The organism is Methylobacterium sp. C1, assembly GCF_001854385.1.
In the GTDB taxonomy this organism is placed as follows: Bacteria; Pseudomonadota; Alphaproteobacteria; order Rhizobiales; family Beijerinckiaceae; genus Methylobacterium; species Methylobacterium radiotolerans.
The window spans coordinates 2015894-2032260 of sequence record NZ_CP017640.1 but is presented as its reverse complement, the minus strand read 5'-3'; the positions used below and the strand labels follow the sequence as shown (position 1 = coordinate 2032260).

5 protein-coding genes are annotated in these 16367 nt (G+C 71.6%); all 5 read left to right on the top strand.

Annotated features, from left to right (window positions below; genetic code table 11):
• Positions 1-276 precede the first annotated feature (276 nt).
• Positions 277-2082: a malto-oligosyltrehalose trehalohydrolase gene (gene treZ, locus BKE41_RS09360; RefSeq protein ID WP_012318584.1), complete on the top strand. Its 1806-nt coding sequence runs from the start codon at positions 277-279 to the stop codon at positions 2080-2082.
• On the top strand, positions 2079-6980 hold the full coding sequence (locus tag BKE41_RS09355) for a malto-oligosyltrehalose synthase (RefSeq protein ID WP_058608349.1): 4902 nt from the start codon (positions 2079-2081) through the stop codon (positions 6978-6980). Before treZ ends, BKE41_RS09355 begins: the two co-directional genes overlap by 4 nt.
• 232 nt (positions 6981-7212) lie before the next feature.
• A complete protein-coding gene (locus BKE41_RS09350) occupies positions 7213-10593 on the top strand; it encodes a maltotransferase domain-containing protein (protein WP_070999218.1) in 3381 nt (1126 codons plus the stop codon).
• Between the two features lie 164 nt (positions 10594-10757).
• Entirely contained in the window at positions 10758-14036 is a 3279-nt protein-coding gene (treS, locus tag BKE41_RS09345; protein WP_012318581.1) for a maltose alpha-D-glucosyltransferase, read from the top strand.
• A complete protein-coding gene (glgB, locus tag BKE41_RS09340) occupies positions 14033-16315 on the top strand; it encodes a 1,4-alpha-glucan branching protein GlgB (RefSeq protein WP_070999217.1) in 2283 nt (760 codons plus the stop codon). Before treS ends, glgB begins: the two co-directional genes overlap by 4 nt.
• Positions 16316-16367: the final 52 nt, after the last annotated feature.

Sequence of the window (16367 nt, the reverse complement as noted above, 5' to 3'; positions counted from 1 at the left end):
CGAGAGTGCCGGCCGGGCAAGATAGGGCCGCCCCGCGCCGACGGAACTGCGGCTTAGTTTCCGCGCGGCCCGTGATCCCTGCCGCCGCCCGCAGCCCCAGCCGTCCCCCGCCGTCACGCCCCGCCGTCCCCCCCGCCGTCACCCCATTGCCACGCGGCCGCTCCGCCATAGCTGCGCTGCGGGAACCGGATCGGGCCCGGGGCCTTCTCCCACGACAGATGATCCTGCCGCGCTTGCGTCCCGGTGCGCGCGGCCAATGACGAGGACGGTGGCCCGATGCGGCGCGCCCACAGCATGGAATTCGGGGCCGAGATGGTCGAGGGCGGCGTCCGCTTCGCCCTCTGGGCGCCCACCGCCGAGAGCGTCGACCTCGTCGTCGACGGCGCCGACCACCCCCTGCCCGAATCCGGCGGCGGCTGGCGCCGCACCGCCCTGCCCGGGGTGAAGCCCGGCGCCCGCTACGGTTTCCGCATCGACGGCGACCTCGTCGCCCCCGATCCCGCCTCGCGCTTCCAGCCGGACGACGTCTCGGGCCTCAGCGAGGTGATCGACCCGCGGAGCTTCGAGTGGTCCGACGCGGGCTGGACCGGGCGGCCCTTCGAGGAGGCGGTGATCTACGAGTGCCATGTCGGCACCGCGACGCCGGAGGGCACCTATGCCGGCCTGCAGGCCCGGCTGCCCGACCTCAAGGCGCTCGGCGTCACCGCCATCGAATTGCTGCCGCTCGCCGACTTCAAGGGCTCGCGCAACTGGGGCTACGACGGCGTCCAGCCCTACGCGCCGGACGGCGCCTACGGTCGCCCGGACGATCTCAAGCGCCTGGTCGACGCCGCCCACGGTCTCGGGCTGATGGTCTATCTCGACGCGGTCTACAACCACTTCGGCCCGGCCGGGAACTACCTCCACGCCTACGCCAAGACCTTCTTCACCGAGCGGCACCAGACGCCGTGGGGCGCGGGGATCAACTTCGACGGCAAGGAGAGCGGCGCCACGGTGCGGCAGTTCTTCATCCAGAACGCCCTGTACTGGCTGGAGGAGTACCGCTTCGACGGCCTGCGCTTCGACGCCGTCCACGCGATCCTCGACGATTCGCCCCGCCACTTCCTGGCCGAGCTCGGCGAGACGGTCCGCAAGACCTTCCCGGACCGGCAGATCCACCTGATGCTGGAGAACGAGGCCAACCAGGCCCGCTGGCTGGAGCGGGACGCCGCCGGGCGCCCGAAGATGCACGACGCCCAGTGGGCCGACGACCTGCACCATTGCTGGCACGTCCTGCTGACGGGCGAGGACGCCGGCTACTATAAAAGCTTTGCCGACAAACCGGTCGCCCACCTCGCCCGCTGCCTCGCCGAGGGCTTCGCCTACCAGGGCGAGCCGTTCCCGACCCTCGACAATCACCCGCGGGGCGAGCCTTCCGGGCACCTGCCGCCCTCCGCCTTCGTGACCTTCCTCCAGAACCACGATCAGGTCGGCAACCGGGCGCTCGGCGAGCGGCTCAACCACCTGGCCGATCCCCGGAAACTCGACCTCGCCCGGGCCGGGCTCCTGCTGGCGCCGCAGATCCCGATGCTCTGGATGGGCGAGGAATGGTCGGCCTCGGCGCCGTTCCTGTTCTTCGTCGACTTCGCGCCCGACGCGGACCTGAACAAGGCGGTGCGCGACGGCCGCCGCCGGGAGTTCAAGAGCTTCGCGGCGTTCGCGGACGACACCTCCAAGATCCCCGACCCGACCGAGGCCGAGACCTTCGCGGCGTCCAAGCTCGACTGGTCCGAGCGGGAACGCTCGCCCCACCGCGAGGTGCTGGCCGAGACGACCCGGCTCCTGGGGCTGCGCCGCGACGCGGTCGTGCCCCTGGCGAAGTCCGGCTACGAGGGCGCCGCCGCCACCCTGCCGCGCCCGGACGTGGTCGACTGCACGTGGCGCTTCGGCGCCGGGACCCTGCGCTTCGTGGCCAATGTCGGGACCGAGCCCTTCGCGCTGGATCCGGGCGGTGCCGAGCCGGTCTGGACCAATGCCCCGGACGGCGCCGGACGCGATCTCCCATCCTGGACCGGCGTGTTCCTGACGGAGTCCCGCTCGTGAGCGCCCTGGAACAGCTGGCCGACCTCGTCGGCGTCGCCGCCGGCTACACCGACGCCTTCGGCAAGCCCGTCGAGACGCCGCTCGAGGTGCGCCGCGGCCTGCTCGCCGCGCTGGGCTTCGCGGTGGAGGACGAGGCCGCGATCGCCGGGAGCCTGGCCGAGGTCGAGCGCCTGCGCCGCGGCCTGATCCCGCCGCTCCTGCCCGTGGAGGCCCGCCGGGCCGCCCGCGTCCCGGTGCGGCCGCAGAACGGCGCGCCGCACACGCTGGTCTGGCGTCTCGTGGACGAGCGCGGCACCGCCCGCGAGGGACGCGCCAACCCGCAGGGGTCGGAGCCGAGCTTCGAGCTGCCGCCGCTGACGCCGGGCTACCACCGCCTCATCGTGCAGGCCGGGCCGACCCGCACCGAATCCTGGGTGATCGCCGCACCCCAGCGCTGCTGGCGCCCGCGCCCCTACACGGAGGAGGGGGCCTCCGACTGGGGTCTGGCCGCCCAGCTCTACGGCCTGCGCTCGGCGACCAATATCGGCATCGGCACATACGCGGATGCCGGCGAGGCCGCCCGCGAGGCCGCCCTGCGCGGGGCGGCCTTCCTGGGCTTGAGCCCGGTCCACGCCCTGTTCGGCTCCGACCGGACCAAGATCTCGCCCTACTCGCCCTCCTCGCGCCTGTTCCTGGAGACGCTGTTCATCGCCCCGCGCAGCCTGCCGGGCCTCGCCGGGTCCCGGGCCGAGGCGCTGCTCGCCGAGCGCGCGGACGCGATCACGGCCTTGCGCGAGGCGGCCCTCGTCGACCACCAGGGCGTCCACGACGTGCTCGACCCGGTGCTCCGGGCGCTCTGGGCCGAGTCGCCGGCCCGCGCCGGCACCGATGCGGGCTTCGAGCAGTTCCGCCAGGAGGGCGGCGAGGATCTCGAATCGCACGCCCTGTTCGAGGCGCTGTCCGAGCATTTCCGGCAGCGGGGCGCCCACTGGCTGGGCGACTGGCCGGAGGATTATCGCCGGGCCGGCACGGACGCGGTGCGGGCCTTCGCGGCGGAGAACGCGGACCTCGTCGGCTACCACGCGTGGCTGCAGTACCTCGCCGACCGGCAGCTCGCCGAGGCCTCCGCGGCGGCGCTCGGCGCCGGCATGCGGGTCGGGCTCTACCGCGACCTCGCGGTCGGCGCCGACCGGGGCGGCTCCGAGATCTGGTCGCATCCCGAGCGCTTCGCCGACAGGGTCTCGATCGGCGCGCCGCCGGACCTGTTGGCGCCGAAGGGCCAGAACTGGGGCCTGCCAGCCTTCGACCCGCTGGCGATGGAGCGCGACGGGCTCGCGGCCTTCCGGGCCCTGGTGCAGGCCAACATGCGCCACGCCGGCGCGATCCGAATCGACCACGCCTTCCAGCTCGCCCGGCTGTTCCTGATCCCGCTGGGCGCCGGCGCCCAGGCCGGCGCCTACGTGGCGATGCCGTTCGAGCCGATGCTGGCGGTGCTGCGGCTGGAGAGCCACCGCAACAAGTGCCTCGTCATCGCGGAGGATCTCGGAACCGCCCCGGAGGGCTTCTCCGACGCGCTGATGCGGGCCGGGGTGCTCAGCTACCGGATCCTCGCCTTCGAGCGCGAGGGCGACGGACGGTTCAAGCCGCCCGCGGCCTACCCGCGGGACGCGCTCACCGCCATCACCACCCACGACCTGCCGACCTTCGTCGGTTGGTGGCGCGGGGTCGACACCGACACCCGCCAGTCGCTGGGTCTCTACGACCAGGAGCGGGCCGAGGCCGAGCGGGGCGAGCGGGTGGTGGAGCGCCGCCGCCTCGCCGAGGCGCTGGCGGCCGAGCAGCTCATCCCCTCCGCCGAGCCCCCGGACGCCGCGCCGTTCGAGGCCGCCGCCCGCTATCTCGCCCGGGCCCCCGCGATGCTCACGGCCGTCCAGTACGAGGACGTGGTCTCGGAACTCGCCCAGGCCAACGTCCCGGGCTCGACCGAGGGCTACCCGAACTGGCGGCGCAAGCTCGACCGGGACCTGGCCGACATCGCCGCCCCCGGCGGGCCGCTGGCGAAGCTCGCGGCCGCCCTCTCGGCCGAGGCGCGGGGCCCGCGCTCGGGCGCCGCGCGGCTCGCCGCGCCGCCGCCGCGCGCGACCTACCGGCTGCAGTTCCACAAGGACTTCACCTTCGCGGATGCGGGGAAGATCATCCCGTACCTGCACCGGCTCGGGATCAGCCACGTCTACGCCTCGCCGCTCCAGAAGGCGCGGCCCGGCTCGACCCACGGCTACGACATCGTCGACCACGGCGCGATCAACCCGGAACTCGGCGGCGAGGAGGGCTTCATCGCGCTCTCCGAGACGCTCCACGCCCACGGGATGAAGCTGCTGCTCGACATCGTCCCGAACCACATGGGCGTCGGCGGGTCCGACAATCCGTGGTGGCTGTCGGTGCTCGAGTGGGGCTCCCTGTCGCCCTTCGCCGACGCCTTCGACATCGACTGGCAGCGGCTCGGCGCCGGGCGCAACCTCGTGATCCCGTTCCTCGGCGACCGCTACGGCGAGGCCCTGGAGAAGGGCACGCTGGAGCTGAGGTTCGACCCCGACAAGGGCGCCTTCAGCGTCTGGCACTACGAGCACCAGCTGCCGATCCGCCCCTTGAGCTACCCGACCATCCTCAACCGGGTGATCGCCGCCATCGGGGCCGTGGACGACGACACCACCGCGGAGCTGCTCGCCATCTCCGAGCGGCTGCGGGCCATGGCGATCGACACCGACGAGACCCGCCGCAAGACCTTCCCCGAGGAGGCCGAGGGGCTGAAGCGCCGGCTCGCCGAGATCTACGGCGTGTCGCCGCTGATCCAGGAGGCCACCGCCAGCACCCTGGCGCTGCTCAACGGCTTCAAGGGCCGCCCGGACAGCTTCGGGCCGCTGCACCGGCTCTTGGAGGCCCAGGCCTACCGGCTCGCCCACTGGCGGGTGGCCTCGAGCGACATCAACTACCGCCGCTTCTTCGACGTGAACTCGCTCGCCGGTCTGCGGGTCGAGCTGTCCGACATCTTCCACCGCTCCCACGAGACCGTGTTCCGGCACGTCCGCGAGGGCCGGATCGACGGGCTGCGCATCGACCACATCGACGGCCTCGCCGACCCGCTGGGCTACGCGCGGGCGCTGCAGGCGGCGGTCGGCCCCGGCTTCTACGTGGTGGTGGAGAAGATCCTGGAGCCGGGGGAGCGGCTGCGGCCCTGGCCGGTGGCCGGGACCACGGGCTACGACGTGCTCAACCAGCTCGACGGGATCCTGGTCGACAAGGGAAAGCGCGCGAAGATCGAGCGGCTCTACACCTGGGCCACGGGCTTCGACGAGCCCTACGGCTTCCAGCTCCGCGCCGCCAAGGCCGAGATCCTGGAGATCAGCTTCGCGAGCGAATTGGAGGTGCTGACCTCCGACCTCAAGGAGGTCGCCGATGGCGACCGGCGCACCCGCGACTTCACCGTCAACGCCCTGCGCCGGGCGCTGATCGAGATCATCGCGCGCTTCCCGACCTACCGGAGCTACCTGCCGCCGGAGCTGGAGGAGGGCGAGGTCGAGCCCGAGGATGTCCGGCTGATCGAGGGGGCGGTGGCCAAGGCCAAGCGCTGGTCGAGCCTGCCCGACCGCTCGGTCCACGATTTCGCCGCCGAGGTCCTGCTCGGGCGGATCGAGACGGCGGGACCCGGCCGGCCGGACCCGCGGGTGGTGCTGCGCTTCCGCCGCCGGTTCCAGCAGCTCACCGGCCCGGTCATGGCCAAGAGCCTGGAGGACACGCTGTTCTACCGCTACGCCTGTCTCCTCGGCCTCAACGAGGTCGGCGGCGACCCGGGCGAGTACGGCATCGACGCGGAGCACTTCCACGACCTGCAGATCGCCCGCGCCCGGGACTGGCCGAGCGCCATGATCACCACGGCGACCCACGACACCAAGCGCGGCGAGGATGCCCGCACGCGGCTCCTCGCCCTCTCGGAGATCCCCGAGGAATGGGCCAAGGCCTGGGACCTGTGGCAGCGGGTCGCCGGCCCGCACCTCGCCCGGATCGACGGCGAGCCGGCCCCCGACGCCAACGACCAGTGGATGTTCCTTCAAGCCATCCTCGGCGCCTGGCCCCTGGAGCTGCTGGAGCGGGACGAGGCAGGCGCGATCGAGGATTTCCGCAATCGGCTGATCGCCTACGGCGAGAAGGCCATGCGCGAGGGCAAGCGCCGGTCGAGCTGGGTCAACGTCGACGCGGTCTACGAGGGCGCGGTCAAGAAGCTGTTCACGGCGCTGATCGCCCCCGGCTCGGATTTCCTCCGGGAACTCCGGCCCTTCGCCCGGCGGCTCGCCCATCTCGGCATGCTGGCGAGCCTCGGCCGGACGGTCCTGAAATGCACCCTGCCGGGCCTGCCCGACACCTACCAGGGCACGGAGATCTGGGACTTCTCCTTCGTCGATCCCGACAACCGCCGCCCGGTGGACTACCCGGCCCTGGAGCGGATGCTGGAAGAGGGTGGGGCGCCCGCCGAGCTGCTGGGCCACTGGCCGGACGGGCGGGTCAAGCAGGCGACGCTGACGCGGCTGCTCGCCGAGCGGGCCGAGCGCCCGGACTTCTACGCGAGCGCCGCCTACGAGCCCGTCGCGGCGACCGGCGCACGGGCCGACCACGTCATCGCCTACCGGCGGACCGATCCCGTCCAGGAAGGCGGCGACCTGTTCGTGGCGGTGCCGCGGCTGGTGGCGGGCTCCGTCGGGGAGGCCGTCTGGTCGGGCGAGGCCTTCGCGGGCACCCGGGTCGATCTCGGGGCCGGCAGCCGCTGGCGGGACCTCGCCTCGGGACGGGTGGTCGAGGGGGAGGGGGCCGATCTCGGGATCCTCCTGCGCGACCTGCCCTACGCGGTGCTGCGGCGGGAACCGTGACCGCGCCGTCGTCGCGCGCGCAGCGACGCGACCCAGGGCAGCGCGACGTTCGCGGACGTGGCGCTGCTGGATCTCTGCGCTGCGCTCGCAGAGACGGGGGCGCTCCGGGCAGTTCATTCGATGCCGCCGCGGCCTTGTCACGCGCGTCTGCTGAGACACGTCGGACCGGATCGCGAGGCACGCCCGCGCGGTTCGGGCGTTACGACACTGGGAACGGGAGCCGAGAGGCAGCATGAACGCACCGACCAAAGCCGCTGCGACGTCCGGGGCCGAGGCCGTCCTGCCGGCCGCGCTGGCGCCCCGGGCCGAGGGGCCGCGGATCTACAACTTGTTCCCGCTCCTGGTCGGGCGCGTCTCGGACTGGACCGCCGAGCTGCCGCGGATCGCCGCGCTCGGCTTCGACTGGGTCTACCTCAACCCGTTCCACCAGACCGGCGGCTCCCGGAGCCTCTACGCGGTGGCCGACCCGGACCGCCTCGACGAGCGTTTCCGCGATCCTGACGGCACGCCCGACGACGAGCAGATCCGCCGCTTCTGCACCGCCGCCGAGGCGCTGGGCCTGTCGGTGATGACCGACCTCGTGATCAACCACACCGCCGACAACGCGCGGCTCGCCACCGAGCGGCCCGACCTGTTCATGAAGGAGCCCGACGGCTCGATCATGCACCCGGCCGCCGTCGATCCGGACGACCCGTCGATCCGCACCGTCTGGGGCGACCTCGCCGAGCTCGACTACCACACCCCCTCCGCCCGGGACGAGCTGACCCGGATCTGGGGCGCCTACGTGGCGCATCTCCAGAGCCTCGGCGCGAAGGGCTTCCGGTGCGACGCCGCCTACAAGGTGCCGCCGGAGACGTGGCGCGTCCTGATCGGGCAGGCCAAGAGCCGAGATCCCGCCTGCCTGTTCGCCGCCGAGACCCTCGGCTGCACCTTCGAGGAGGCCCGGGCCACGGCCGGCGCCGGCTTCGACTACCTGTTCAACTCCTTCGCGTGGTGGGACCTGAGGAAGCCCTGGGCGCTCGAGCAGTACGAGCGCCTGCGGGTGCTGGCCCCCTCCATCGCCTTCCCCGAGAACCACGACATGAAGCGGCTCGCCGCCGAGATCGGCGGCGGCCCGGACGCGGTGGCGGCGCATCTGCGCACCCGCTACGCGCTCGCCGCCTTCTTCTCGGCGGGCGTGCTGATGCCGATCGGCTACGAGTGGGGCTACCGCCGGGCGCTGCACGTGGTCGAGACCACCCCGGGCGACCGCGAGAACGAGACCGGCATCGACATCTCCGCGTCCATCCGGGCCATCAACGCCCTGCGGGCGGAGCTGCCGGCCGCCAATGTCGAGGGCGCGCAGATCCGCATCTCGTCCCCCGACAGCGATCTGGTGGCGCTCGCCCGCTTCGACACCGGGCACCCGGCCTCGGCGCGGCACGGGCTGATCGTGCTCTACAACCCGACCGACAGGCCGGTGCCGGTCGAGGCCGGCGCGCTCATCGCCCGCACCGGCGGGATGCTGGGCGCCTTCGTCGACCGGACCCCGGAGGCCGAGCCGATCGCGTTCCATCCCGGCAGCGCCATCGACCTGATGCCGGGCGAGCTGCGCATCCTCGCGGCCACCGCCCAGGAAGTCGCCCGGTTCCCCGAGCGCGGGGCGCCGGACGGGGAGGGGCGGGTCGTGATCGAGGCCGTGGCGCCTGAGATCGACGGCGGCCGCTCGCCGGTGAAGCGGATCGTCGGCGAGTCCCTGCGGGTCGAGGCCGACATCTTCTCCGACGGCCACGAGATCATCGACGCCGCGATCCTGTCGCGGGTCGCCGGCAGCGACGCGTGGCGCGAGGACCCGATGGTCTTCGTCGACAACGACCGCTGGGCCGGGCACTTCCCCCTGGAGCGGAACGCCCGCTACGAGTTCACCCTGATCGCGTGGCGCGACGCGTTCTCGTCCTGGGTGCGCGACACCCTCAAGAAGCGCGCCGCCGGCGTCGATGTCCGCCTGGAGACGATCGAGGGCGTGGCGCTGGTCGGGACCGCCGCCTCGCTGGCCCGGACCCGGGGCGGCCGCGACGCCGACCGGCTCGCCGCGCTCGTCGCCGCGCTCGCCGCCGAGGAGACCGGCTCGGCCGCCCAGCTCGACCGGATCCTCCAGCCCGACGCGTCGAGCCTCGTGCGCCGCAACGCCGAGCGGGTGAACCTGACCCGCTATCCCGTGACCCTGCCGGTGATCGCCGACCGCCTCGCGGCCCGGTTCTCCGCCTGGTACGAGATCTTCCCGCGCTCGCAGTCGATGGACGTCAACCGCCACGGCACCTTCGACGACGTCATCCGGCGCCTGCCCGAGATCCGCGAACTCGGCTTCGACGTCCTCTATTTCACGCCGATCCACCCCGTGGGCCGCACCAACCGCAAGGGGAAGAACAACACCCTCAAGGCCGAGCCCGGCGACGTCGGTTCGGTCTACGCGGTGGGCGCGGAGGAGGGCGGCCACGAGGCCGTGCATCCCGAGCTGGGCACGCTCGCGGATTTCGAGCGGCTGGTCGCGGCGAGCCACGCCTACGGGATGGAGATCGCCCTCGACTTCGCGATCCAGTGCTCGCCGGACCATCCCTGGATCAAGAACCACCCGGAATGGTTCGAGTGGCGCCCCGACGGCACGCTGAAATTCGCCGAGAATCCGCCGAAGAAGTACGAGGACATCTCGAACGTCCACTTCTACGGGGGGGCCCTGCCCTCGCTCTGGATCGAGCTGCGCGACATCCTGCTCGGCTGGTGCGCGCGGGGCGTGCGCATCTTCCGGGTCGACAACCCGCACACCAAGCCGATCCCGTTCTGGGAATGGGTGATCGGCGAGGTCAACGGCCGCTACCCGGACGCGATCTTCCTCGCCGAGGCCTTCACCCGCCCGAAGATGATGAAGAAGCTCGCCAAGGCCGGCTACCAGCAGAGCTACACCTACTTCACGTGGCGCAACACCAAGCAGGAGCTCACCGACTACGCCCTGGAGCTGGCCGGCGAGATGGGCGAGTACTACCGCCCCAACTTCTTCGCCAACACGCCCGACATCAATCCCTACTTCCTCCAGACCAGCGGGCGCGCGGGCTTCGTCATCCGCGGCACGCTCGCCGCGACCCTCTCGTCGGTCTACGGCATCTACAACGGCTTCGAGCTGTGCGAGGCGGCGCCGTACCCGGGCAAGGAGGAGTATCTCAACTCCGAGAAATACGAGCTGAAGGCCTGGGACTACGACCGGCCGGGCAACATCCGCGAGCACATCGTCAAGTTGAACAGGATCCGGCGCGAGAACCCCGCCCTCTGGGACTTCCGCAACGTCACCTTCACGGGCGCCTGGAACGACGCCATCATCGCCTACGCCAAGGCGACGCCGGAGCGCGACAACTGCGTCTTCACCATGGTCAACCTCGACCCGAAGAACCGCCAGGAATGCACCTACGAGGTGCCGCTCTGGCTGTTCGGTCTGCCCGATGACGGCGCCGTCGAGGTCGAGGACCTGCTGCAGGGCTACCGGTTCGAGCTGCGCGGCAAGACCCACCGCATCGCCCTCGATCCGGCCGAGCGATCCTGCGTGATCTGGCGCCTCCGGGCGCCGCGGCGGGTTGCGGGCTGAGGCCGCCCGTGGCACTCGACCCTCCGGCACGCGGCCATGGCCGTTGAATCCGGCGGCGGGCCTGCCCGTCGCCACCCCCCGCACCCGCGCGGCGGCCCCCCGCCCGCGCCCCGGCCGGTCACCGCGCCGGTCCCGTCCGATCCGACCGATGAGGCAGCGACGCGATGATCGATCGCAGCGACCCGCAATGGTACCGTGACGCCATCATCTACCAGATCCACGTCAAGTCGTTCTTCGACTCGAACAACGACGGGATCGGGGATTTCGTGGGCCTGACCCAGCGCCTCGACTACGTGCGCGACCTCGGCGTCACGGCGATCTGGCTGATGCCGTTCTACCCCTCGCCCCTGCGCGACGACGGCTACGACATCGCCGATTACCGGGACATCAACCCGTCCTACGGGACCATGGAGGACTTCAAGGCCTTCGTGGAGGCGGCGCACGAGCGCGGCCTGCGGGTCATCACCGAGCTCGTCATCAACCACACCAGCGACCAGCATCCCTGGTTCCAGGCCGCCCGCGAGGCGCCGCCCGGCTCGCCGGAGCGCAACTTCTACGTCTGGTCGGACACCGACGAGCCGTACAAGGACACACGCATCATCTTCCTCGACACCGAGGCGTCGAACTGGACCTGGGACCCGGTCGCCAAGCAGTATTTCTGGCACCGGTTCTACAGCCACCAGCCGGACCTGAACTTCGACAACCCGGCCGTGCTGGAGGCCGTGATCGAGGTGATGCGCTACTGGCTCGACATGGGCGTCGACGGGCTGCGGCTCGACGCGATCCCCTACCTGATCGAGCGCGACGGCACGAACTGCGAGAACCTCGCCGAGACCCACGAGGTCATCAAGAAGATCCGCGCCGCGCTGGACGCCGAGTATCCGGACCGGATGCTGCTCGCCGAGGCCAACCAGTGGCCGGAGGAGACCGCCCAGTACTTCGGCGACGGCGACGAGTGCCACATGGCGTTCCACTTCCCGCTGATGCCGCGGATGTACATGGCGATCGCCCGGGAGGACCGGCACCCGATCACCGACATCATGCGCCAGACCCCGGAGATCCCGGAGGGCTGCCAGTGGGCCATCTTCCTGCGCAACCACGACGAGCTGACGCTCGAGATGGTCACGGCCGAGGAGCGTGACTATCTCTGGTCGTTCTACGCCGCCGAGCGGCGGGCCCGGATCAACCTCGGCATCCGCCGCCGCCTCGCGCCGCTCCTCGAGAACGACCGGCGCAAGATCGAATTGATGAAGTCCCTCGTCCTGTCGATGCCCGGCACGCCGGTGCTCTACTACGGCGACGAGGTCGGCATGGGCGACAACATCTATCTCGGCGACCGCGACGGCGTGCGCACGCCGATGCAGTGGAGCCCCGACCGCAACGGCGGCTTCTCCCGGGCGAACCCGCAGAAGCTGTTCCTGCCGGCGATCCAGGACCCGATCTACGGCTTCGACGCCATCAACGTCGAGGCGCAGACCCAGGCCCAGACGAGCCTCCTGAACTGGACGCGGCGCATGATCGCGATCCGCAACAACAGCGTCGCGCTGGGACGCGGCACGATCCAGTTCCTGTACCCGTCGAACCGCAAGGTCCTGGCCTGGATCCGCGAGCACGAGGACGAGCGGATCCTGTGCGTGGCGAACCTGTCGCGGGCGCCGCAGGCGGTGCAGCTCGACCTGTCGGAACTGCGCACCGCGGTGCCGATCGAGCTCACCGGCGGCACCGAGTTCCCGCCGATCGGCGACCTGCCCTACCTGCTGACCCTGCCGTCCTACGGCTTCTACTGGTTCAGCTTGAGCGCCGCGCGCTCCGGGGTGGTCGGCCCGCAGCAGGAGCCGCCGGAGCTGTTCACCCTGGTGCTCACCGGCGGGATCGAGACCCTGATGAGCGGGCGCGAGCGCGTCGCCTTCGAGCGCACCGTGGTGCCGCCGTTCCTGACGAGCCGGCGCTGGTTCGGCGCCAAGGGCTCGCGGATCAAGGCCACGAAGGTCGTCGACTGCGCCGCCCTGAAGGACGTCGACGGCAGCGCGCGCTTCCTGCTGCCGCGGCTGCAGGTGCAGCTCGCCAGCGGCGAGACCCAGGAATACTTCGTGCCCGTGGGCGTCGAGGAGGGCCGCGAGGACGAGACCCTCATGCCCTTCGCGGTGGCGCGGGTGCGCCGGGGACCGCGCACCGGCCTGCTCTACGGCGCGGCCGGCTCCAACGACTTCGCCGCCTGCCTGATCGACGACATGCGGCAGGCCCGCGAGATCCCCACGGAGACCGGGCGGCTCGTCTTCGCCGTCACCTCGGCCTTCGACCCGGACGTCACGGTCGACGTGGCCGACATCCGCCGGCTCTCGGGCGAGCAGAGCAACACCTCGATCGCCATCGGCTCGAAGATGATGCTCAAGCTGCTGCGCCGCCTGCAGCCGGGCCTGCACCCCGAGATCGAGGTCGGGCGCTTCCTCACCGAGCAGGCGGGCTTCTCCAACACCCCGGCCCTGCTCGGCACCCTGGAGCATGTCGCCGAGGACGGCACCCGCACGGCCCTCGCGGTCCTGCAGAAGTTCGTCATGAACCAGGGCGACGCCTGGACCCTGATGCTGGAGGGCCTGCGCCGGGACTTCGAGACCGTGGTGCTGACCCCGGAGAGCGAGGCCGCGACCCCCGAGGAGGCGTTCCAGGCCCACCGGCCCTGGGCCGACCTGCTGGGCCGGCGCACCGCCGAGCTGCACGCGGCGCTCGCCATCGAGACCGACGACCCGGCCTTCGCGGCCGAGCCGTTCACCGGGGACGACCTCGCCGTGCTGGCGCGCGACGCCCGCCACCAGGCCGAGCGCGCCTTCCGGGCGCTCAAGGGCCTCGCCGACCGGGGCCTCGACGCCGGCAAGCCGGCCTGCGCGGAGCTCGGCCGGCGCCGGGGCGAGGTCGAGGCGCTGATCGGGTCGCTCACCGCCGCGCCGGTCCGGGGCGCCCACAAGACCCGCATCCACGGCGACTACCACTTGGGCCAGGTGCTGGTCGCCGAGAACGACCTGATCATCGTCGACTTCGAGGGCGAGCCCTCGCGCCCGGCCGACGAGCGCCGGGCCAAGTCGATGCCCCTGCGGGACGTCGCCGGGCTGATGCGCTCCTTCGCGTACGGCGCCGAGACGGTGATCCGGGAGATCACCGCGCGGTTCGCCGACTCCGAGGAGCGGGCGCGGGACGCGGCGACCGCGTGGCGCGGCATGATCGAGGCGGCGTTCCTGGCGGGCTACGAGACCGCGGTCGAGGGCTCCCGGGCGGCGGTGACCGACGCGGATTCCAGGGCCCGGCTGCTGCGCCTCTGCCTGCTGACCAAGGCCCTCTACGAGGTCGACTACGAGGCCAACAACCGGCCGGACTGGATCGAAATCCCCGCCCGTGGGGTTCTCACCATTCTGGACACGGACGGACACGAGCCCGGAGCATCTGAATGACGGCGATCGACGAGACCTTCGCAACGCGGGTCGACCCGGAGGGGGCGACGGCGCGGTCCGCGGATGTCCCGGGCTCCGGCGCCGCGCAGCCGCCGAGCGTCCACCCGGACGCGATCGCCGCGCTGATGGCGGCCAATCACGGCGACCCCTTCGCGGTGCTCGGCCCCCACCGCGTCGGGCCCAGGGCCTGGGAGGTGCGCGCCGTGCTGCCCGAGGCGCGGGCCGCCACCCTGGTCATGGACGGCCGCACCGCGCCGTTCGAGAAGCGCCATCCGGACGGGTTCTGGGTCGCCCGGGTCGAGGGCGAGCACCGGCCGCTCTACGAGATCGAGGTCGAGTCCTGGGACGGCGCCAAGCGCCGCCGCTACGACCCCTACGGCTTCGGCTCCTCGATCGAGCAGTACGACGTGGCGGCGCTCCGCGAGGTCGGCACCAACCTCGTCTACCGGATGCTCGGCGCCCAGTCGGGTCAGCTCGACGGCATCGACGGTTTCCGCTTCGCCGTCTGGGCGCCCAACGCCCGCAAGGTCAGCGTCGTCGGCGACTTCAACGACTGGGACGGGCGGCGCCACCCGATGCGCCTCTGGCAGGACGGCGGCATCTGGGAGCTGTTCGTGCCGGGCCTCAAGGCCGGGGTCCGCTACAAGTTCGAGATCCGCGGCCCCGACGGGTCCCTGGTGCCCCTCAAGGCCGACCCGGTCGCCTTCGCGGCCCAGCACCCGCCGGAGACCGCCTCGGTCACCCACGGGTCGGGCGACTTCGACTGGCGCGATTCCGGCTGGATGAGCACCCGCGGCGCCAAGGACCCGCGCCACGCGGCGATCTCGGTCTACGAGGTCCATCTCGGCTCCTGGGCGCGGGTGCCCGAGGAGGGGAACCGCTACCTGACCTACCGGGAGCTCGCCGAGCGGCTGATCCCCTACGTGAAGGATCTGGGCTTCACCCATATCGAGATGCTGCCGATCACCGAGTTCCCGTTCGACGGGTCCTGGGGCTACCAGCCGGTCTCGCTGTTCGCGCCGACGAGCCGCTTCGGCACGCCCGAGGATTTCGCGGCCTTCGTGGACGCGGCCCACGCGGCCGGCATCGGCGTGCTGCTCGACTGGGTGCCGGGCCACTTCCCCCTCGACGCCCACGGGCTCGGCCTGTTCGACGGCACGCACCTCTACGAGCACGCCGACCCGCGCCAGGGCTTCCACCAGGACTGGGGCACCTACATCTACAATTTCGGGCGCACCGAGGTCGCGACGTTCCTCGCCGCCAACGCCCGGTTCTGGCTGGAGCACTACCACCTCGACGGCCTGCGCGTGGACGCCGTCGCGTCGATGCTCTACCTCGACTACTCGCGCCGCCAGGGCGAGTGGATCCCGAACCGCTACGGCGGCAACGAGAACCTCGACGCCATCGACTTCCTGCGCAAGACCAACGAGGCGACCTACAGCCACGCCCCGGGGACGATCACGGTCGCGGAGGAATCGACCTCCTGGCCGGGCGTCTCGCACCCGACCTACACGGGCGGCCTGGGCTTCGGCTTCAAGTGGAACATGGGCTGGATGCACGACACCCTGCATTTCATGCAGGAGGATCCGATCCACCGCCGCTACCACCACCATAACCTGACCTTCGGGCTGCTCTACGCCTTCTCGGAGAATTTCATCCTGCCGCTGTCCCACGACGAGGTCGTGCACGGGAAGGGCTCGCTGCTCGGCAAGATGCCGGGCGACCGCTGGCAGAAATTCGCGAATCTCCGGGCCTATTACGGCTTCATGTGGGGGCATCCCGGCAAGAAGCTGCTGTTCATGGGCGGCGAGTTCGGCCAGGAGCGGGAGTGGAACCACGACAACAGCCTGGACTGGCACCTGCTGGAGGATCCCCTGCACAAGGGCGTCCAGAGCGTGATCCGCGACCTGAACCAGCTCTACGTGTCGACCCCGGCCCTCTACAGCCGCGACGTCGAGCACACCGGCTTCCAGTGGCTGGTGGCGGACGACCAGGACAACAGCGTCATCGCCTGGGCCCGCAAGGGCGCGCAGTCCGGCGAGGTCGCCATCGTGGTGTCGAACTTCACGCCGGTGCCGCGGGAGGGCTACCGGATCGGCGTGCCGCAGGCGGGCTTCTACCGCGAGGCGTTCAACTCGGATGCCGGGGTCTACGGCGGCTCCAACCTGGGCAACCAGGGTGGGCGCCATACCGACGATCAGGCGAGCCACGGCCAGAAGCAGAGCCTGTCGCTGACCCTGCCGCCGCTGGCGACGATGATCTTCCTGCTGGAGGGGTGAGCCCCTCGTCCCGCCCGCGGGGTGCGCCCCCCGCGGGCCACGCGCGGCGAAG

Bases quoted from the DNA above. Each gene is read 5' to 3' on its own strand.
- treZ (WP_012318584.1), top strand. From the start codon at position 277: ATGCGGCGCGCCCACAGCATGGAATTCGGGGCCGAGATGGTCGAGGGC.
- treS (WP_012318581.1), top strand. From the start codon at position 10,758: ATGATCGATCGCAGCGACCCGCAATGGTACCGTGACGCCATCATCTAC.
- glgB (WP_070999217.1), top strand. From the start codon at position 14,033: ATGACGGCGATCGACGAGACCTTCGCAACGCGGGTCGACCCGGAGGGG.
- BKE41_RS09350 (WP_070999218.1), top strand. From the start codon at position 7,213: ATGAACGCACCGACCAAAGCCGCTGCGACGTCCGGGGCCGAGGCCGTC.